Here is a 19,503-nt window from a genome sequence, read left to right as displayed (position 1 = left end):
AAACAGAAAGATCAACTGGTAGTAATCCGTACTGAACATATTATACATTATTTTCAGTATAGTTGAGCTTATTATTGACTAGAGTCATGCTCTACGATTGCGGCAGCCGCACGTCCATCACGGTGCCGCGCAAGTTGTAGCCAAAGGTCTCTAGCTCTAGGGGAACACCGATTTTGACGCGATTGTTGCCCAGGACGATGCCATTCTCCGTCCGCTGGCCGCGCCCTCGCAAGGTAAACACCAGATCGAGGCGATAGGCTTCGGGATCGGGCAAGTTCTGCACCCGCCCATCGGGGAAAACCACTGGCACCGTGCGGCTGACATTTTCCACTCGCACCACCTCCACCTGGCCGTAGGGCTGGTTGCGGATGATCAGGTCAGCCTTCTGCCCCGCCTGAAAAGGTTCCATAGAGCGGCTGCTGACCCCGCGCACAATCATGTCCACTTCCACCGGCAGCGTGGGGCCACCTCCCACCTGGACGACACTGCCCGCCTGCCGACCCGGAAAGAACAAGACGGCGACAATGGCCACCACCACAATTGCCAGAGCTCCCAGATCCAAGAGGCTGACCTTTCCCAAAAGCCGCCCCTGCTCGTCAATGAGCCGCATATCACCTCTCCTCGCACACCCTGTCTTGATTCTAGGCAGGTTTGTTCTCCAAGTGGCTTTCCCGCTCTAGGGGATCCAGGCTAGGGCGCTGCTGCCCAGCGGTAGGCGGCGTTCCCGCCAGCGGTGCGAACCACTTTGTCCATCAGGAATGGGCAGCCCGTCCTGCAAATCCACCAACCACACTTGCGAGGCCATGATGGCTTGCCCGCTACGGCTAAGGGGAGCCGAGGGATCCGGGATCCCTGGGAACGGTTCCAAGAGCGTGTAGGCCAGCATGCGTCCATCCGGGGAAATGCTGAAGTCCAGATCGACGGGATAGGTGGCTCGAACCACCTCTATGGCGTTGCCTGCTTCAGTGCCGAGCGTTATCGCCAGCAGGCGGGGCGACTCGGTGTAGCTGGGGGAGTCCATCGCGACCTCGCCAACAGAATAATGCTCCGCACCGCTAACGTGAGAGACCTCACTGACCAAGGCGTAGAAGATGGGCGCCCGAGGGGAAAAAGCCCCTTTCAGGATGGATCCCTGGGTTCTCAAAATCTCCTCGCTGTTGCCGGTATTGCTGACGATGGAGAGGCTGCGGGTGTAGTCGGGATTGAAGCGCAGCAAAGCCCCGAAAGCCCCATCGGGGCGGATGGCTAAGGTTTGGCCGAACTGGGCTAGAAAGCTCTCCGCTGCCGCCCGTGGATGCAAGGGTACGATCCCCACCCCCTGTCCCTGCGAGATGAGCAGGCTGCTCTCATCGGGGCTAATGAAAAAATCTCCCCCCACCGCCGTATCCAGCTCTAGACGTTCAAAGGGATCCCGGCTCGTTTTCTGGATCCACAGCTCCGTCTGGACGGCAGCCATGGGATCCCGTTGCAGCGGGATCCGCTCTGCCACCACCAGTTCCCCCGTCGGCGAGACTTGGAAGCGCAGGTTTTGGTAACCCTGATGATCCAGCAGCAACCGCGAAGACAGATCCTCCAGATCCAGCCGGTACAGATCCTGGTGCTGTAGGTTGGTGGCCGTGGCGAAATAGTACACGAAGCGGCCATCGGCACTGGGCTGCATTTGGGTTACCTTGAGCCCAGCCGGAGTCAGCAGGGTAGCGGCTCCCGTCTCCAGGTTGAACAGAAACATTCGCCCTCGCTGGGCAGGTTCGGTGCTGATCCCCAGCAACTGCCGATCCGGCGTGCGGAATTCCCCCTCAAAGGGCTGGGCCATGGGCTGGCCCCGTTCATCCACGGCTGCCTGCAGGCGCACCCGGTAGGTCTGGCCGTAGGGGGCCGGTTCTGTCAGCGTCCAAAAAAAGCGGCGACCCAGCTTGCGCATTCGGCCTGGCAGAGGGGGCTGGATCTGCAAGTGCTCTTCAACGCTGACGGGATCCATCGGGCGGTTGAAGGTGAGCACCATCTGCACTTCTTGCGCCCCCACCCGTTGCTGTTGCCAGTTGAAATCCCGCACGTAAGGAGCTGTGTGGTTGCCCAACACCACCAGGATCACCCCGATGGCCAGGTTGCAGAGGGTAATCCGGGCCACCCAGCGATCCAGAGGCTGTGGGAACCACCGCGTCAGGGTTGCGCGCCAGTAAGATCCCGACCGGGCAGACATCTGACTCATAGGTTACAAACAACAGACAGGTATGGGCAGCCAGAACTTGGGGAGCTGCCTACTGCAGCATCAAAAAAAGAAAGTCTTCTAGGTTGGTTAGGAAGGTCAGCACCTCAGCGGTTGTTCGTTCTTCATCTGGGGATCCCAACTGGACGGCCTGTTGAATCAGCTCTCGAACCGGCGTTGGTCCTTGAAGCAGTGGCGCCAACCAGCTCACTTTCTCGGCAGGGATGCTGATCCGCCCGTGGGTGGCCCCTGTCCACTGCATTTCGTAGGGCCGCTTCTCTTGCAGGGCTTTGCTGTACTCCTGGCGAAAGCGGGGGTTGTCCATCAACAGGGGATTGAATTGTACGGATCCCGACAGCCAATCTTCGTCACTCCAAGGCAGCACCGGCGAAGAGCCGGCATGCTCCGCCCAAAAGTCGATGAGGCGATGGACAGGGCGAAGGAGTTCATACAGATGCAGCCGCTCCATGATGCTGAGGGTTGCCAACCGCTGCCGCACAAACTCAGGCACCTCTTTAAACAAAGACTCCACCGACCAGTCGGGCCTATCCACCAAGCTCAAAAAGCTCAACCCCGCCTGCTGCAACATGCGAAACAGGTCGGGGATCGTGAACCCCTTGTCGTTGGAGAGTAGGTAATTATTCATAATGGCCGCATCTTCGGCATAGTTGGCCGGGTTCCAGAGCACCGCCTGGGCCACTTCTTCCCGAAGGGATCCCATGAACTCCCGCACATTCTTGGCCCCTACTGCTGGCGGAACGTCAAATTGCCCCACCTTTTGCAACCCCTCTTGCAGGCGGAAAAACACCTGCCGTTGGTAGCGGCTGTGGAGATTGGCCCGGATGATGCCATCGGGCTTGAGGACATTTTTCATGGCCCGCAGGCCCTCGGTGGGATCCTCCAGCAAATACAAAACATCATTGAGGCTAATGAAATCAAACTGGATCCCCAGACGCTCCAGCTCCAGCAGATTGAGGACATAAAATTCGGCATCTGTGAAGCCGTGGTGGCGCAGGCGTTCCTCGGTAAGCTTGACCGAAGCCGGAGACAGATCACAGGCAACAATCTGGGCCCCTGGATTGGCCTCGGCCATCATCAACGTTTCCCAACCGGAGCCACAGCCGGCATTCAACAAAACCTTGCCCTCTGGCGGGACGATAGCATGGGTGCGCAGGTACTGAGCCGTGGTGTAGCTCATCTTAAACATCTCCGGCAGGGCATTGCGAGCCGTCTGCGAGAGGGGCACATTAGGGTAGGGCAGAGCCTCGTAAAGGCTCAAGGCTCGTTCCGAAGCGGAGAGGGCAGAGCTGGCCATAGGCAGGGGAAAGGCTCAACGGTTCAATTTATGATTGAGTGTAGCCCTGGTCGCGACAGCCTCAGGGATCCGCGAAGAACTTGCCATGACTGCTGCTTCCTTGCCCCGTCGCCGCTCTCGCTTCTCCCTCATAGGCACCTTGGCCGCCGTTGGGGGGGCGTTTCTGTGTGGGATCCTGGTGGTGCGGCTGCAATTGCCGATGCTGGAGCGGATCAATCTGGGAGAATTGGAAAATGCCGAGGCCCGCAAAAACCGCAACATTGCCCTGGCCAATACGCTGGGGTGGCTGGGCTACCGTAACTTGGGGGCTTCCTGGCTGTGGCTGGAGCTGATCCAGTACTACGGGGATGCACCGGCTCGCACCCTGACTGGCTATGGCCTGGCCTACGACTACTTCGATCACATGCTGCGGCTGGATCCCCGTTTCCTCTTGGGCTACCGGCTCTCCAGTTTGGTGTTGGCCTATCGGGCCGGCCAGCCGGAAAAAGCCGTCGAGATTTTGGATCGCGGCCTGCAGCAGTTCAACCCCCAAAACAACCCTGACGCCTGGCGACTCTACGTGGATCGTGCTCTACTTAACTTTATGTTTCTGGGGGATGCGGAAGCGGGCCGCAATGACTACTACCAAGCCGCTGCCTGGCGAGAGCAGGTGGGCCTGCCTGGAGATGAATTTCGCCAGTTGGGGGATAACATTGCCCGCAGCCCCCTCAGCCGCCGTTCCCAATTCGATGTTTGGCTGAGCGTGTATACCTCCACCACCGACCGGGATACCCGCCTGTTTGTCTTGGAACAACTGGTCCAGTTGGGTACCGTGCTGCAAACGCTGCCTACGGGGGAGATCGAGATCCTGCCCCCTCCTCTGCCCGACTTCCCCGACGAGGAACCCTATCGCTTGCGCCTGTGATTTGATCCGGGGGACAAAGATTGCGCCTTAGGGCTGTGACGTTGCCCCAAAAGGTGAGCTAAACTCTAACCCAAACTAAGCCAACCCAAAGGACCGACTCTTCGAGAGCCGCAGCTTTCCGCTGGAAAAGTTTGCCTCTCTCACGTGGAGAGTAGCTGGCCCTGCTGACTTTGCAATGAGAAATTGCAATGCGAAAACAGTGGCCAGCCCCGTAGCAAGTCCTGGAGACGGTCTGGGGTTCCGGTTGGTTCCCGAAACTTCCCTATCTTATTATTTCTTAACTTTTGTTCTTGTTCTGCACAATAGGAGTGACCCCCATGACCTCAAGAACTTCCCTTCTGATGACTGTGGCTGTCCTTTCGGGCAGTTGGCTTGTTCTTCCGGCGGCAGCACAATCTTCCGGGACGGCCCGGGTGCGGTCGGTGGTGGATGGGGATACCTTCTGGGCGGACTTGAACGGCAGGCCAACCCGTTTCCGTCTGGCCTATGTGGATGCGCCGGAGCTGACCCAAGGGCGCTGGGGGCGGCTATCCCAAGAGGCTCTGCAAAACTTGCTCCCGACGGGATCCCTGGTGCAGGTGGATACCCTCTATGTCACACCGGAAGGGCTTCACATTGCCCAGGTGTACAACGCCGATGGTTTGGTGAATTTGGAGATGTTGCGCCAGGGTCAGGCGGTGGTTTACGAGCGCTTTTTGCACGGGGCCAATCGGCAACGCTACCTAGAAGCCCAAGAGGCGGCCCAAGCGGCGCGGTTAGGCTTCTGGCAGCAACGCAATCCGGTGATGCCTTGGGAGTTTCGGGAGACGGCCACGCAAACCTCGGCCTTTGCGGGGGTCAATGTTTTGGATGGTTCTTTGATTCGTGAAAATCCGGCGGCGGCTGCGGGTGTGGGGATTGCTACCGCAGTGGTGGTGGTGGGTCTGAGCAAAGTGCTGTGGAGAAAGCCCAGCCGACAAAGGGTGAGCATCCGGCAGATGGAGCGGGATCTGAAACAATTGCAGCGCAGCCTCACCACAACCCTGGCCAGTCGCAAGCAACTGGAACGGCGGTACGACGAAATTTTGCAAAAGGCCGAAGATTGGTTTGTCAGGGCTGAGAAAGCCAGCCAACAGAACCAGGATGACCTTGCCCGCGAGGCTTTGGTTCGGCGCAACCAGCACATGAGCGCGGCAGAAGCGGTTCGCAAATCTTTGGATGAAGTTGAAGCGCAGGTGGCAACCCTTCGCGAAGGCATTTCCCGCCTAGAAAGCCAGATCTCGATGGCCAAACTGGAGCGGGAGATGAACAACTGACGCCAACGCGATCCAGCCCAACTCTTCCTTGGGAAAGGGGATCCCCGGATCCCCACAGTCGGGCTAAGGCAAGGACGGGGGCAGACTTTGCAGGATGGTGCGGACGACTGCGGCCGAGTTGAGCGCCGCCGTTTGAAAAAAACTCAAGAAATCCGTATCGTCCCCTGCATCGCTGACCGAGCGCACCAGCAAACAAGGGATCCCGGCTTCTTGCGCTACTCGCACCACGGCTGCCCCCTCCATCTCCACAACCAAAGCGCCGGTGCGTTCTCGGATTTGTCGGCGTAGGTCTGCGTCGGCCACAAACACATCGCCGGTGGCCACCAAGCCTTGATGAATGACGGGATCCCGGCCTTGTAGGGGGTGGAGAGGGATCCGCTCGGGGTGGGCCACGATCAGGTCGTAGAGGGCGCTATCGGCCTCGGCCAGTGGGTGGCGCAGCTCTGGGATAAAATCGATCCCCAAGACAAAGCCCTCGGGTCGTCCGGTGCCGAAGTCGTGCTCAATCGCCGCATGGGCCAGCACCACATCTCCCATGTGCAGGTGATCGGCCAAGGCCCCGGCCACACCGGTAAAAATGATCCCCTGCAAAGGGAAATGGGCCACCAACAGAGCCGCCGTGGTTGCCGCCCGCACCTTGCCCACCCCACCTTGTACCACCACCACCGGTTGCCCCGCCAGGGATCCCCGGTAGAACTGTCGCCCCAGATGGGTATGGATGGAGCAGGTTTCCATTGCTGCGGTGAGCATGGCCACTTCCTCGGGCAGGGCTCCAAGAATACCAATGGCTTTCTGGGGGAGATGAGATGGAGATTCCATAGAGCTTCCCTCAGGTTCTTCGAAAGACTTTTGAACAGGCTCTCTCTCCAGTTGGCGGGGGGGATCGCTTGCCCTCACCTGTCCGGCCACTTAGTGAACCATTGCCAACGGTTTCATTCTCGCCTGAGTTGAGGATCCCAAAGCGATGACCGGATAGGTCGGAGTCTTAGGCGGTATAGCGGTATAGTTGAGGTGGTTGGATAGGGAATAGGGGGAAGACCATGGTCTACAGTGAGCCGCTCATGAGCACCTTTAACCCTTCGCCAGAGGTTTTTCCAGAGTCCGTTCGCTACGTTGAGGTTGTCTCGGCGGTGGTTTCCAGCCTCAAGGAGGATGCCGCCTACGAGAACCACGAGCAAGGTCACACCTGGAAATTCACCTACGGCACGGCAGAAGTGTTCGTCCATCTGAGCGGCGAATCCCCAGAAGACACTCTTTTGGTATGGTCTCCCGTTCTCTCTCTGCCGGTGGCAGAACCGGCCAAGCTGATGCAGAAGCTCCTGGAGAAGAATTGGAGCGACACCCTAGAGGCGCGCTTTTGCATCTGGAACAACCAGGTGGTGCTGAACCACTACCGCACCTTGGAAGGGATCACAGCGGGCGAAATTTCCCGGGCCATCACCATTGTGGCCAGCTTGGCCGATGAATATGATGAGCCCCTCCAGGCGGAGTTCCCCAAAGTTTAAGGTCTGGCTTTGCCAGGATGGGATCCCAGGGATACTGGCTCCCCTACCGCGTGGCCTCTGGGGCCTGGCAAATGGAGCAGGACTTCCGGCTTTTGCACAGGCTTCGTCGGGATCCTCAGCCCTGCCTGCGCTTTTATGGCTGGGATCAGCTTACCCTCTCGCTGGGACGGCACCAGGTTTGGCCAGATCCCCTGCCAGGGATCCCGATTGTGCGCCGACCCACGGGGGGAAGGGCGGTGCTCCATCAGGCGGCTGAGGATGCAGCAGAGCTGACCTACAGCTTGGTGTTGCCCCTTTCTTACTTGCAAGCCAGGTTGCCCAGTTTGCAGCGGGCCTGGGTGTACGACTTCTGTTGCCGCTTTTGGGTGCAGGGGTTGGCGGAGCTGGGCATTGCCATAGATGAGCCCGCTTTTGCTCACGGCCGAAGCCACCGGGATCCCGGCTACCGCAACAAGACCAGTTGCTTTGCCTCCCGTACCCGTGCTGACTTGAGCTGGCAGGGCAAAAAGCTGATGGGCAACGCCCAACTGTGGCAACCTTGGGGGATCCTGCAACAGGGATCCCTCCTATTGCAACCCAATCTAGAGCTGTGGGAACGGTATCTGCCCGGCTCGCAGGTGATTGGTATCTACGACATTTGCCCCACGGCGCCAGGGATCCCTGCTTTGATCGAACATTTTCTCCAGGCCGCCCGGGAGTGCTTTGAAGTGGAATGGCAAGAAGAAGCCTGGCTCCCTTGGCCGGACTGAGGGCCGGTTGCTGTTAACAATTACTAGCAACAAGAAGCGGCTTGTCTCAACCGTTCCCCAACTCCCCTCTCTCCCTGGGAAAAGGACTGCCAGTCTAGCCGAGACAGCTGTGCTAGAACCTAGGCAGCGCTCAGCCAGGTAAGCCATGCCGAAAGTTTGGGCGGCAGTTTTGCTAGTTGTATCCCTGCTGCCGCAGCCCGCTTGGGCCATTACCCTTCAACAGGTGCCCAACCCCCGCCGTCAGTATGGAGGGTGGGTTTCCGATACCGCCAACATCCTCAGCAGCAGCACCGAAAACGAGCTCAACCGTCTTATCACTCAGCTTGAGCAGCGCACCAGTGCCGAGATGGCAGTGGTTACCGTGCCGAATACTCAGGGATATGCAACACCAAAAGACTTCACCACGCAGCTATTTAACTACTGGGGGATCGGCAAGGCAGGCCAAAACAACGGGGTTTTGTTTCTCATCTCGGTAGGGGATCGGCGGGTGGAAATCGAAACGGGCAGGGGCCTGGTCGCTATCCTCCCCGACAGCCGAGTCCAGCAGATTATCGACCAGCAGATCCTGCCTCGGTTTCGCAATGGGGATTTTGATGGCGGCACTCTGGCGGGGGTGCGGCAGTTGACCTCGGTGTTGCAGGGCCAGCCCGTTGCAAATGTTCCTGCGGCAGCTTCTGGAGTTACCACCTCAACGATTGCAACTTCTTCTGGGGCAGTGGCCCAGGGCATTGATTCTTCCCTGGTGGAAGGGATCCTGCTGCTGCTGGGGATCATCATTTTGGGACTGGGGTGGCAGCGCTCTCGCATGCCCGTCTCTCTGAGGGCTGAGCGAGGGGGAAGACAAGTCCTCTCCCTGACACGCAGAGATCTAAGAACAGGTGCTGTGCTCTCTTCGGTTCAGAGCGACCCCATTCGTCTCTTCCTCTATTCGGGATCCCTCTGCCTTGGCGTGTTCCTAGGATTGTCCAGCGGCAACTGGCTGGGGTTCGCTCTGCCGGTTGTGGCTGCTATGGCCACTGACGGCACCTTGAGCCGGAAGCGTGGGATCCCTTTTCAGCCGGTGGTTTGTCAAGCCTGTGGCCGACCCATGCGCCCAATCCAGCCCCAGCTTCTGGATAAGTACCTTCCCCAAGAGCATCGCCTGGCCAGGAGCCGCGGCAGAGCTCGCTACTACGGCTGGTTTTGTCCTACCTGTCAAGGAATAGCTGTGGTTGTGCGCGAAGGCACGCTCTCCCGACACCTTTACTGCCCTCGGTGCCAAGCCCTCACCCTCGACCTCACCACACAGGTTCTCAGGGAAGCCACCTATTCCTCTAGCGGCTTGAAGCTGGAAATCCTGAGCTGTCCTATCTGCGGGTACCGCAGCGAGCGAGAGGTGGTCATCCCCGAGCTCAGCAACACAGACACAGATTCAGACTTCGGTGGAGATTCAGGTGGAGATTCAGACTTCGGTGGCGGTAGCAGCGGAGGTGGCGGAGCGGGCGGCAGTTGGTGAGACCCAACTCTAGAGATTTCTCTATCGATCTGAAAAAGGAGTCGGGCTTCTCTTAAATCCGCCAGGACAGTACAGTGGTAAGGGAGCAGCAATAGAAACTGGCTAAGGACGGATCTCTCATGACCCTCGGAGAAGGCGTACAACTGGTTACGTTTGTGGTGCTATCGGCGATGGCCATTGGCTTCGCGCTAGGTGTGGTTTGGGCCCCCAGCATTGTCTATTCCGGTTTTCTGCTCGGGGGCGTTTTCCTGAGCATGGCCGGGTTGTATCTCCTCTTGAATGCCGATTTTGTGGCCGCAGCCCAAGTTCTGATCTACGTCGGCGCAGTTAATGTGTTGATCCTGTTTGCCATCATGTTGGTGAATCGGCGCTACAACTTTGCTCCTCTGAAGCTGGGCTGGCTGCGCAACGGAGTGACGGCGGTGGTCTGTTTGGGTCTGTTTGCCCTTCTAGCCGCGATGGCTTTGAACACCCCTTGGCCGCTGCAGCCGATCCAACCTTTGAGCAGTGTGTTGGTGATCGGCGGCCACTTCTTCAGCGATTATCTTCTGCCTTTTGAGCTGGCTTCTGTTTTGCTGCTGATGGCGTTGATTGGGGCCATTGTCTTGGCGCGGCGGGAGTTTGTTCTTCCCCAAGCCGGAGAAGGGGATCTGAGCTTGCTGGAGCGGGCCCGACCCCAGCTGGAATCAGAGTCAGAACGACCGGCAGAGCTGGTGAGCACCCGCTAAAGCTGACTGCTCTCGGCCATAAAACCTAGAGCTTTCCCGAGGCCCCTGTCATTGTGTATCTACATGGAGCTCATCGCGATGTTGCAACTGCAGTTTTTCTTGGTGGTGGCAGCGATTCTTTTCTGCATTGGTATTTACGGATTGATTGTGAGCCGCAATGCGATTCGCGTGCTGATGTCGATTGAGCTGATGCTCAATGCGGTGAATCTGAACTTTATGGCTTTCTCCAACTTTGTCGATTCAGCTATGATTCGTGGCCAAGTGTTCTCGGTGTTTGTCATCACTGTGGCGGCTGCCGAGGCCGCAGTGGGCTTGGCCATCGTGTTGGGGATCTATCGCAATCGCGCCACTATTGATATGGAGAGCTTTAACTTGCTCAAGTGGTAGACTTTTTCGATTGTTTAGTTTGTATCAAGGCAAGGCTGGCTAATTCAAGTGAAGGCCAGAATGCCTGAGTAGAGCAAAGCTCCCAAAACAGGCAGGAAAACCAGCAGACCCAGCCAGCGGGATTTATTCAGGCGGGGTGGAATGGCAAAGATCACCCAGATACCGAAGATCAAGTTGACTAGGGGAATGAAGAAGAGGATCACCCACCAGCCGGGTTTACCAGCAGCTCGACACATCACCCAGATGTTAGCAATCGGGATCCAAGCTAACCAAGCATTCGGCACGTTTAGCTTCTCTCCAATCACCATTAAGGTGTAGCTAAAGAAGGCGTAAAGGGCAACGGCAATCAGCCCTGGTAAAAGCTCATCCATCGTGACCCTCCCACATATTTTTTTGATATTTGCGAATGTCAACTCACTTGTCTCCAGCGTCTCTTTGGTGTCAGAGACAACCCTCGAATCTATACAGCTATAAGGCCAAACCGCAAGAAAACCAACTTTCCAAAGCTGTTCAGGAGCTACTCTGATCCCGCCCACAAAGTTAGCCAAAAGGGATCCCGTTGTCCAGACTTATCTGTCAAGTTTCATCAAGAATTCTGTCAAGTTTCATCAAGAATACAGATCTGACGAATAATCTCTAAAAGCTGAGCTGGCACTTGTTCTCTCGTTTTAACAAGTTGGCCAGAAACTTCTTAAGCTTTCTCTACTCTGTAGGCACGCTCTTCTGGATCCAGCTGATCCAGCTAGACCAGGGCATGGGGTAAGACTACTCCAAGATCCTATTCTCCCTCGGGGGGTGCTGCCGCCTCAGAATCCAAAATGGCCCCTGCTCCGTAAGAGTCAATATCGATGGCCTGGGATCCACCGGCAGCCAACAGAGCCATCAGGGATCCCAACTGCCACCACACCAAGCCTGCCGTGCTCAACACTAGGATCCCACCGACGCAGGCGGCCAAGGCCATAGACAGGCCAAACACGTTCAGACACGCGGCCACAAACCCAGAGGTAAACAGGCAGCAGAGACTGTAGGTGAGGATCACCCCAGGAGTGCGGTAGCGAATTTGCGCTTGGCTATCCCGGTTGAGCTGCCAAAGGGCCACCTGGTATTCCAAATTGTCCTTGAAAATGATGCCAAAGATAACAGCAAAAAAGCTGAATAAGGCGATGGCAGAGTAAATGGGGGGATTGACGAAGGGATCAGAAAGGGATTCCATAGGGCTGACCTCGGTTTGGGATCCAAGTCTTTAGCTTAACACTTCTTAGCATCACAGAAGATGTCTAGCAGGTCAATGTCAACAACACAACCGATAACGCCAGACCCAGTTGGGGCATGATGAGAACTGGTCGGGTATCACCTCATCTGCAAAAGGGCTGTAATCTGAGATGGGGGCTAAGAGCAGTAGGATGTTCGACAAGGGGCTGTAGCTCAGATGGATAGAGCAAGCGCCTCCTAAGCGCTAGGTCGGCGGTTCAAGTCCGCCCAGTCCCGTCTCCTCAAGCCGCCAAATCTCGCCCAGGCAAGTCAATGATAAAGGTTGCAGGAGTTGTGCAGGTCGTAGCCGGAGACCAAAACCTCTTGCTGGCGATCCCCAAGGCCGATGTCACAGCGCAGGGGATTCCCACCAGCAGCTGTGTAGGTGTGAGACTCCGTCATCCAACGAATGCCGCTTGGGCCAGGTGTGGGAGGAACAACTTCGGGAAGACGGTAGTTGTAGGCTTGCCAGGGATCTTGTAAATAGCGATCCCCGTGGATCCCTCCGAATTGAATATCGGCGTAGCTGGAAGGATAAACCGTAAAATCCATGCGGAAGATTTCTGAAGCGCGGCCAATGGTCGCCAAAGCTGTTTGGGCTTCAGCAACTCTGGAGCGGCGAATGTGGTTGAGCAGGTTGGGAATGGCCACCGCGCAGAGAGTACCGACAATCACGATGACCACCAGCAACTCGATCAATGTCATGCCACGAGGAGCCGCAGTGGCCAGACGGAAAAGGATTCTCCTGAGATAGACTTCATGAAGGGAAAACCGACTCATAGCAGTTCCAGTCCCGCTTCGGGAGAAATCAGGCACTTAGCTAAACCCAAAGGAGCTTGCCCCAGTATTCCAGCCTTTCCTTGGTTTCAGGTTACCCTTTGCGGATCCAAAACTTTCCCTGTCAAATCACGCGAACTCCTGAATCCAAAACCTCACTGGCTATCAACTGTGGGTAAGTTTTTTATAAACTGGCCTCAAGTTTTAAGCTCAGATAAAGCTGGGTTCACTGTGAACTATTTTCGCAGTTGTCTGTGGGGTGGCACCTGCTGCCGCCGCGGACTCTCATGGGTCATTCGTTTTTGGGAGCTCAGCAGATGAATTTATCCTCTCTCATTTGGTCAGGGAGGTCAGGCTTACTCTCGGAGCAAGATTGCCAGACAGCGGCGAATCAATACCTCGCTCATGCGTTGGCGGTAAAGGGCGCTGGCCCGAAAATCCGCGATCCAGCCGTGGGCTTGCTCTGCCAAAAGTTGGGGAAGATGTTCTGGATCGGGCCGGGATCCCAGCCGCACCAGTTGTGGGGGCGAAAGGGCAGCATTGAGTCCGAAGCGATAATCGCCTGAGTCGGGATCGCGGGATCCAGCGACGATCACCAAGGCGGGGTCCGTTTGGGTGATGCCGAGCCGCTGAAAGGTGCTGGGGCCGCGCAGCCGTTGGGCCGGGATCCAGATGGATCGCAAGGCTTCGCCCAGCTGCTGCAGAGTTTGTTGGGGGCCGGTTTGAAAGTCCTGAGCGGGGATGTGGCGCAGGGATCCCTGCAGATCGATCAGCGTGTAGGTGGCCTCAAGAGCGATCAACACGGGCGCTACGACACCGACACTCAGGGCCAGGCAGAGATTTCCCCCTATCGTTGCCAGGTGGGCCACTTTGAAAGAGGCCAAAGATGCTATTCCCTCGCACAGGGCGCGGATCCCCGGCCAATGGAGTGGCCAAGGGTATTGCAGCAGTTGCTGGAAGGTACAGGTTGCCCCCAGTTTTAACCCTTCTGCACTGATTTCCAGCTCGTTCCAGTCCAGAGGATGCAAATCGATCAGTCCCCGCAGGTGGGGTTGCGGCTGTGAGAAGAGCCAAGTCCCCCCGGCCAGCCAGTTCCAGCCGGGATCCCAGGCGGTCAAGTCCTCAAGCTGTCGGGGACGAATGTAAGTGTGCAGATGGTGCAGATCCATCGGTTCTCTCAGGCGCTGAAGGGAATCAAGGGGTTGTAGCTTCGCCCCAAAAACCCTGGGCAGGGATCCAGACTGCAGGCTTCAGGGGGCTAGAGAGCTTCCTGAAAGCATTGGGCGAGGGCCTGGCACAGCTCAGGGACAACATCAGCAGGCCAAAAACCTTCTCCGCGCCGGCCTTGATGCAATTGCACGTAGAGGCCCCAGGCAGTGGCGCTGCCGCTGGCAATCAACGTCAAAGCAGGGCAAGTCTGCTCCAGCGTAATGCCCTCCTCCGCCATCAGTTGGGAGGCGATGGCCTCCACATCCTGCTGCAGGCGCTGCACCCCCTGCACAAACGCTTGCCACTCCTCCTGAGTGAGCTCCAGCGCCCAGGTTTCTCCCCCCACCAGCGCAACAAAAGGGGAACGGGTGGGATCCCAGCCCAGCCTCCAGCCGGATCCCTTGTGCAAAGAGGGACGGCGTCCCGCCGTGGCGATTGGGAACCCGTCGTCGGGAACAGACAGGCAAGGAAAAGCATCCATGGTGCTGATACATTTACGCTGAACACTGCTGAACATCACTGTTCAACTATGCAGCGATAGCATTCTGTTTGTTTCCAACCAGAATGGCGGTATCCCGCAAAGCTTTGAGTAGAATACCCAAAGCGCAGTTTCCGTGTCGTCTTACTACCAATTTTCTGCTTTGCTTTGGCTACCATGTTGGCAGACTCGAAAGTAAACAGAAAGATCAACTGGTAGTAATCCGTACTGAACATATTATACATTATTTTCAGTATAGTTGAGCTTATTATTGACTAGAGTCATGCTCCCCACTGCTGACGCAACCGCTGCAGGTAGGCCAAAAAAGATGGGGGTAAAATCGACAGGGTGTGTTTTAGGATAAAGCGGCCATGGCCAGTTGTCAGGCTCTCACTGCCAAACCCCGTCGGTTTTTAGGGGCTCCGTCCCGCTGGCGCAAACAGAGCACCCTCATTTCCGGCTTGGGCCTGTTGCTGGCGGCCTTAGCGCTCCATGCCGCCGACGCAACCGGAGTTCGTGAAGAGACCTTGGCCACGGCAGCCACCCCCGAAAACCCAATCCTGCATATAGGCATTGTGCAACGCTTTGGCCGTTCTGAGACGGATCAAGTGGAGCTGGCGGCGCCGACGGGATCCCTTCTCACCCTGGAATTCCCTCAAGCAGACGGCAGCACCCAGACCCAGCGAACGCCTCGGGTCAGCATCGGCATTGTCAATCGCGCCCTGACCACCCCGGAAACCGTATACCGTCTAATCCTCAGCAGCCACAAAAGTTTTGAGAGTGCCGAGGCCAACGCCAACCATTGGCAGTCTCTGGGCATCAGCACCGAGATCGCCCAGCCGCAAGAATGGCAGGTGTGGGCCAGCCGCGCCTACACCCCGCAACAACTGATCCAGATTCAGCAGTATGCCCAGAAGGAAGGGATCCCCCATGTGCGGCTCGAGGTGCAGGAGCGACGCGAACGGGCGGAGCTAAGCTGGGTTCATGAACACTTTCGCTACCACCGCACCCGCCTCAGGGTGACCTCCGATGCCGGCTATCTGCGGGTGAACGACCGCCACTACGCCGGCTCTATTACCATTCAGCCCAACGCCTACGGCAGCTACACCGTAGTCAACGCCGTGCCCCTGGAAACCTATTTGCGGGGGGTGGTGCCCCATGAGGTGGGGTCGGGGGCTCCCTTTGCCGCCATGGCTGCCCAGGCGATCCTGGCGCGCACCTACGCCCTCAAGAACCTCCACCGCTTTCAGGTTGACGACTATCAGCTCTGTGCCAATACCCACTGCCAGGTTTACAAGGGATTGACCGGAACCCACCCGCGGGCTGACGAGGCCATTCGCCAGACCAGCGGCCTGGTGCTCACCTACAACGGCGAGCTGGTGGATGCCGTTTATTCTTCCACCAACGGTGGCGTCTCGGCGGCCTTTGAAGACGTTTGGGACGGGGATCCGCGCCCCTACCTACGCCCGCAAGCGGATATTGCCCATCGTGCTCCGCAGGGCGAGGAGCGCCATCAACCGGGTAAGCCCCTGGATTTGCGGCAGGAGAGCAGCTTCCAGGCGTTTTTGGCCCAGCGAGAGGGCTTCAACGAAGCAGGAGTATCCCGCCTATTCCGCTGGGAGTTCTCCCTATCTTTGGAGGAGCTGAACACTCAGTTGCGGGCCGGCCAAGACTACATAGGGATCCCGATGCCCACCTGGAGCAGCATCGCGGGGATGCAGATCCTGGAGCGCTCCGCCAGTGGCCGGGTGCAGGTGATGCAATTGGACTTGCAGACGGCAGAAGGGATCCGCTCGATTCTTTTGCGCAAGGATCAGGTACGCTTGGCTTTTCCTCGCCTGTACAGCACCCTGTTTCGGATAGAGCCTCTGAAACAAGGGGAGCGATTGGCAGGCTATCGCTTCATCGGTGGCGGCTTTGGCCATGGGGTGGGCCTGAGCCAGTATGGCTCCTATACCCTGGCTCGGCAGGGGTTTAACGCGGCACAAATCCTCGCTTTCTACTACCCCGGCACCACCTTGGCCCCGCTGGGATCCCTATCCTTGCAGTTGCCTGCCGCCTCAGCAGCCTACTCTATCCGCTAGAGGTTGGGTGAAAGTTATGGCCGTTCGCGACAGCGGGACAGAGCCTTTAGAAGAGCATGACTCTAGTCAATAATAAGCTCAACTATACTGAAAATAATGTATAATATGTTCAGTACGGATTACTACCAGTTGATCTTTCTGTTTACTTTCGAGTCTGCCAACATGGTAGCCAAAGCAAAGCAGAAAATTGGTAGTAAGACGACACGGAAACTGCGCTTTGGGTATTCTACTCAAAGCTTTGCGGGATACCGCCATTCTGGTTGGACTCCGTCCCGCTAACGCGAATGGAAACAAACAGAATGCTATCGCTGCATAGTTGAACAGTGATGTTCAGCAGTGTTCAGCGTAAATGTATCAGCGCCGGACATCCCTATTCTCCTTCAGACGGGAGGGATCCCTCCCCTGAGGGACAGGGATCCATTGGCGACGGCGGGACAGAGTCCTCCGCTGCTGCAGCAGAAGGGGAATCGGCGCCCGGTCGTGTCAGCAGTGGGGAACTGTCTGCGATCCCGGCTGCCCCGCCAGGGTTTAAGTCGGGGTTTGTGGGGCTGATCGGGCGGCCCAATGTGGGCAAGTCCACCCTACTCAACGCCCTGGTGGGACAAAAGATTGCCATCACCTCTCCCGTGGCCCAGACCACCCGCAACCGCCTGCAGGGGATCCTCTCCCTACCCCAAGCCCAGATCATCTGGGTGGATACCCCTGGCATCCACAAACCCCACCACCGCCTGGGGGAAATCTTGGTACACAACGCCCAGGCAGCCATTGCCGCTGTGGACGTGATCCTCTTCGTGGTGGATGGATCGGTGCCGGCAGGACGCGGGGATGCTTTTATTGCCGAGCGGATCCCTGCTGCTTCCCCCTGCCTGATCGTCTGCAACAAAGCGGATCTGCTTCCTCGGGATGCTGCCGTGCGCCAAGCTCACCAAGAGAGCTACCAAGCCCTGCGCCCCGGCGCTCCTGTCGTTTGGGTGTCTGCCTTGGATCCCAGCAGTTTGACACCCCTGATCCAAGCCACCATCGATCTGCTGCCCACCGGCCCCTACTACTACCCGCCGGATCTGGTGACGGATCAGCCGGAGCGGTTCATCATGGCGGAGCTGATCCGAGAACAGGTGCTGCTGCAGACCCGCGAGGAAGTGCCCCATTCCGTGGCCGTGACCATCGACCAGGTGGAAGAAACCCCCAACGTCACCCGCATCTTGGCCACCCTCTATGTAGAGCGGGACTCGCAAAAGGGGATCCTCATTGGCAAAGGGGGGGAAAGGCTCAAGCGGATCGGCCAGGCAGCCCGCCTGCAGATTCAAAAGCTGATCCTGGGCAAGGTGTACCTGGAGCTGTTTGTCAAGGTGCGGCCCCACTGGCGGCGCTCTGAGCACCTTCTGCGCGACTTGGGCTACAGCGCTACGTCCCCCTAGCGGGAATAAGCCATTTGCGTCAGCAGGACGGAGTTCTTATGCCCCCCTCTCCCCTTGTGGGTAGGAGACTGGGGTATTTGCGCGAGCAGCACAGCGTGCTTGGGGGGAATGCTTCAAAAATGCCTTAAAAATGCCTTGGATCTGCTTGGAATAGATGCCGGATGGGATCCCTGCGTTAGCTTGGATAGCAAAGCCTCTGGAGTCCCACAGCAGTTTTTCTTATCGCTGCTTTGCCCCATGACCGCTTTCTATCCCGCTACGGTTCAACCCGGCGCCCGCACCCTGCCGGGCCACTACTACGTCTCCTCCAGCCGTTTTGAGGCGGAGATCGAGCGGATTTTTTATCGGCAGTGGTTCTGCGTGGGGCGCAGTGCCGATCTGGCCCAACCCGGAGACTTTTTGCAGGTGCAGGTGCTCAGAGAAAGCCTGATCCTGGTACGGGATCCCAAGGGGCAAGCCCATGCCTTCTTCAACCACTGTCGCCATCGAGGAACCCGACTCTGCAGCGAGCTCCAAGGCCATTTTGCCGATGGGATCCCTTGCCCCTACCACGCCTGGCGCTATGGGCTGGATGGACAATTGTTGGCGGCTCCCCAGATGCACGAGGTGGAAGACTTTCGCCGTGAAGATTATCCCCTCCACTCCGCTGCCTTGGCAGAATGGGAAGGCTTCGTCTGGGTCAACCTCAGCCGCAATCCTCAGCCCTTCGATGAGGTTTTTGCCCCATTGCAAGGTCGTTTCCGAGAGTGGAACCTGTCCGCTCTGCGGCGAGGCCATCGTATTGAATACCACGTTCAAGCCAATTGGAAATTGCTGTTTGAAAACTACTCTGAGTGCTACCACTGCCCGCTCATTCACCCAGAATTGGCCCGCCTTTCGCCGGCTCGCAGTGGTCGCAACGACTTGATGGAAGGCCCCTTTTTGGGCGGCTACATGTTGCTCAATCCAGATGTGACCAGCCTAAACATGAGTGGCCAACGCAGCTTGCCCCTGATCTCCACCGTGCGAGGCGAGAACCAACGGCGGGCCTACTACTACACCCTTATGCCCAATCTATTCTTGAGCCTGCAGCCGGACTATGTCATGACCCACACTCTGTGGCCCCAGGGATCCGACCGGACGCGGGTTGTCTGCGATTGGCTGTTTGAGCCGGAGACCTTGGCGCTGGATGGTTTTGATCCCAGCGAGGTGGTGGAATTGTGGGATCGCACCAATCGACAGGATTGGCACCTGTGCGAGCTCACCCAGCAAGGGGTGGGATCCCGTGCCTATGAAGCAGGGCCTCTTTCCCATGCAGAAGGGTTGCTGCAAGCCTTTGGGCGGGAATACCGCCGGCAGATGCAGGAGCATGACTCTAGTCAATGATACGCTGGACTATACTGAAAACAATGTGTAGCATGTTCAGTATGGCTGCTTGGTATGGCTAGGTATGTGAAACCGAGAGAGGCGGCGGATTACTTTGGGGTGTGTCTCCACACTTTGAGGCGATGGGAACAGAAAGGTTGGATCAATGCAATACGTACACCATCCGGTAGGGCGAGAAGGTATGACCTCGACAGCTACATTGGCCTCCGGCCCGCTGACGCGAACAGAGCGCCCAAAAAGGACAAACGAGTCGTTTTGTACGCCCGAGTCAGCAGTCGAGGGCAGAAACCAGACTTGGAGAGACAGATTGCAAGACTGGTTAACCTCTATCCTGGAG

20 protein-coding genes, 1 tRNA gene and 1 pseudogene are annotated in these 19,503 nt (G+C 57.5%); 12 read left to right on the top strand and 10 right to left on the bottom strand.

Annotated elements, in window-relative coordinates:
- Positions 1–91: 91 nt before the first annotated feature.
- From ACVWXE_RS12545 to ACVWXE_RS12535, 3 genes are all read right to left on the bottom strand, one after another.
- A complete protein-coding gene (locus ACVWXE_RS12545) occupies positions 92–610 on the bottom strand; it encodes a DUF4330 domain-containing protein (protein ID WP_414342569.1) in 519 nt (172 codons plus the stop codon).
- Between the two features lie 66 nt (positions 611–676).
- Entirely contained in the window at positions 677–2,200 is a 1,524-nt protein-coding gene (locus ACVWXE_RS12540) for a hypothetical protein (RefSeq protein ID WP_457490467.1), read from the bottom strand.
- Positions 2,201–2,258: 58 nt separating this feature from the next.
- Positions 2,259–3,521, bottom strand: coding sequence for a class I SAM-dependent methyltransferase (locus ACVWXE_RS12535; RefSeq protein ID WP_457490466.1), 1,263 nt, complete (start codon positions 3,519–3,521; stop codon positions 2,259–2,261).
- Between the two features lie 85 nt (positions 3,522–3,606).
- Here ACVWXE_RS12535 and ACVWXE_RS12530 point away from each other — a divergent pair, with 85 nt between their 5' ends.
- Both ACVWXE_RS12530 and ACVWXE_RS12525 read left to right on the top strand, forming a co-directional pair.
- Positions 3,607–4,425, top strand: coding sequence for a hypothetical protein (locus tag ACVWXE_RS12530; RefSeq protein ID WP_457490465.1), 819 nt, complete (start codon positions 3,607–3,609; stop codon positions 4,423–4,425).
- Positions 4,426–4,742: 317 nt separating this feature from the next.
- On the top strand, positions 4,743–5,720 hold the full coding sequence (locus ACVWXE_RS12525; RefSeq protein WP_457490464.1) for a PspA/IM30 family protein: 978 nt from the start codon (positions 4,743–4,745) through the stop codon (positions 5,718–5,720).
- A gap of 63 nt (positions 5,721–5,783) precedes the next feature.
- Here ACVWXE_RS12525 and ACVWXE_RS12520 read toward each other — a convergent pair whose 3' ends face one another.
- Positions 5,784–6,539: a 5'-methylthioadenosine/adenosylhomocysteine nucleosidase gene (locus ACVWXE_RS12520; protein ID WP_457388151.1), complete on the bottom strand. Its 756-nt coding sequence runs from the start codon at positions 6,537–6,539 to the stop codon at positions 5,784–5,786.
- 221 nt (positions 6,540–6,760) lie between these two features.
- On the opposite strand from ACVWXE_RS12520, the gene ACVWXE_RS12515 reads away from it, so the two are divergent.
- From ACVWXE_RS12515 to nuoK, 5 genes are all read left to right on the top strand, one after another.
- Positions 6,761–7,225, top strand: a complete 465-nt coding sequence (locus ACVWXE_RS12515; RefSeq protein WP_011432906.1) for a YbjN domain-containing protein — start codon at positions 6,761–6,763, stop codon at positions 7,223–7,225.
- A gap of 17 nt (positions 7,226–7,242) precedes the next feature.
- Positions 7,243–7,974: a lipoyl protein ligase domain-containing protein gene (locus tag ACVWXE_RS12510; RefSeq protein ID WP_414412755.1), complete on the top strand. Its 732-nt coding sequence runs from the start codon at positions 7,243–7,245 to the stop codon at positions 7,972–7,974.
- A 145-nt stretch (positions 7,975–8,119) separates the two neighbouring features.
- Entirely contained in the window at positions 8,120–9,469 is a 1,350-nt protein-coding gene (locus ACVWXE_RS12505; protein WP_457490463.1) for a TPM domain-containing protein, read from the top strand.
- A gap of 119 nt (positions 9,470–9,588) precedes the next feature.
- The gene (locus tag ACVWXE_RS12500) at positions 9,589–10,197 is read left to right on the top strand and encodes an NADH-quinone oxidoreductase subunit J (protein ID WP_011432903.1); all 609 of its coding nucleotides are present in this window, start codon (positions 9,589–9,591) and stop codon (positions 10,195–10,197) included.
- Between the two features lie 81 nt (positions 10,198–10,278).
- A complete protein-coding gene (gene nuoK / locus ACVWXE_RS12495; RefSeq protein ID WP_414328814.1) occupies positions 10,279–10,584 on the top strand; it encodes an NADH-quinone oxidoreductase subunit NuoK in 306 nt (101 codons plus the stop codon).
- A gap of 44 nt (positions 10,585–10,628) precedes the next feature.
- On the opposite strand, the gene ACVWXE_RS12490 is transcribed toward nuoK, so the two are convergent.
- Positions 10,629–10,955, bottom strand: coding sequence for a DUF5684 domain-containing protein (locus ACVWXE_RS12490; protein ID WP_011432901.1), 327 nt, complete (start codon positions 10,953–10,955; stop codon positions 10,629–10,631).
- Between the two features lie 407 nt (positions 10,956–11,362).
- Positions 11,363–11,797, bottom strand: a complete 435-nt coding sequence (locus ACVWXE_RS12485) for a hypothetical protein (RefSeq protein ID WP_011432900.1) — start codon at positions 11,795–11,797, stop codon at positions 11,363–11,365.
- Positions 11,798–11,998: 201 nt separating this feature from the next.
- On the opposite strand from ACVWXE_RS12485, the gene ACVWXE_RS12480 reads away from it, so the two are divergent.
- Positions 11,999–12,072: transfer RNA gene (locus tag ACVWXE_RS12480), tRNA-Arg, on the top strand.
- 33 nt (positions 12,073–12,105) lie between these two features.
- Here ACVWXE_RS12480 and ACVWXE_RS12475 read toward each other — a convergent pair.
- The 4 genes and pseudogenes from ACVWXE_RS12475 to ACVWXE_RS12460 all read right to left on the bottom strand — a co-directional run.
- Complete coding sequence (locus ACVWXE_RS12475) at positions 12,106–12,540, bottom strand: type IV pilin protein (RefSeq protein ID WP_414419262.1); 435 nt, start codon at positions 12,538–12,540, stop codon at positions 12,106–12,108.
- A gap of 428 nt (positions 12,541–12,968) precedes the next feature.
- On the bottom strand, positions 12,969–13,781 hold the full coding sequence (locus ACVWXE_RS12470) for an FAD binding domain-containing protein (protein WP_457490462.1): 813 nt from the start codon (positions 13,779–13,781) through the stop codon (positions 12,969–12,971).
- 89 nt (positions 13,782–13,870) lie between these two features.
- Positions 13,871–14,338, bottom strand: coding sequence for a DUF1818 family protein (locus ACVWXE_RS12465; protein WP_457490461.1), 468 nt, complete (start codon positions 14,336–14,338; stop codon positions 13,871–13,873).
- Between the two features lie 10 nt (positions 14,339–14,348).
- Positions 14,349–14,532: pseudogene (locus ACVWXE_RS12460) on the bottom strand (hypothetical protein); the annotation flags it as partial.
- Positions 14,533–14,670: 138 nt separating this feature from the next.
- Here ACVWXE_RS12460 and ACVWXE_RS12455 point away from each other — a divergent pair.
- The 4 genes from ACVWXE_RS12455 to ACVWXE_RS12440 all read left to right on the top strand — a co-directional run.
- Positions 14,671–16,383 carry a SpoIID/LytB domain-containing protein gene (locus ACVWXE_RS12455; protein WP_457490460.1) on the top strand — a complete coding sequence of 571 codons (1,713 nt, stop codon included), beginning with the start codon at positions 14,671–14,673 and terminating at the stop codon, positions 16,381–16,383.
- A 326-nt stretch (positions 16,384–16,709) separates the two neighbouring features.
- Entirely contained in the window at positions 16,710–17,801 is a 1,092-nt protein-coding gene (gene era, locus ACVWXE_RS12450) for a GTPase Era (protein ID WP_414384116.1), read from the top strand.
- A gap of 237 nt (positions 17,802–18,038) precedes the next feature.
- Positions 18,039–19,166, top strand: a complete 1,128-nt coding sequence (locus ACVWXE_RS12445; RefSeq protein ID WP_457490459.1) for an aromatic ring-hydroxylating oxygenase subunit alpha — start codon at positions 18,039–18,041, stop codon at positions 19,164–19,166.
- Between the two features lie 54 nt (positions 19,167–19,220).
- The coding region (locus tag ACVWXE_RS12440; protein WP_457490458.1) for an IS607 family transposase at positions 19,221–19,503 on the top strand (283 nt) is incomplete at its 3' end.

This window comes from Thermostichus sp. MS-CIW-41 (genome assembly GCF_054058915.1).
This window is presented reverse-complemented; position numbering and strand designations above follow the sequence as displayed.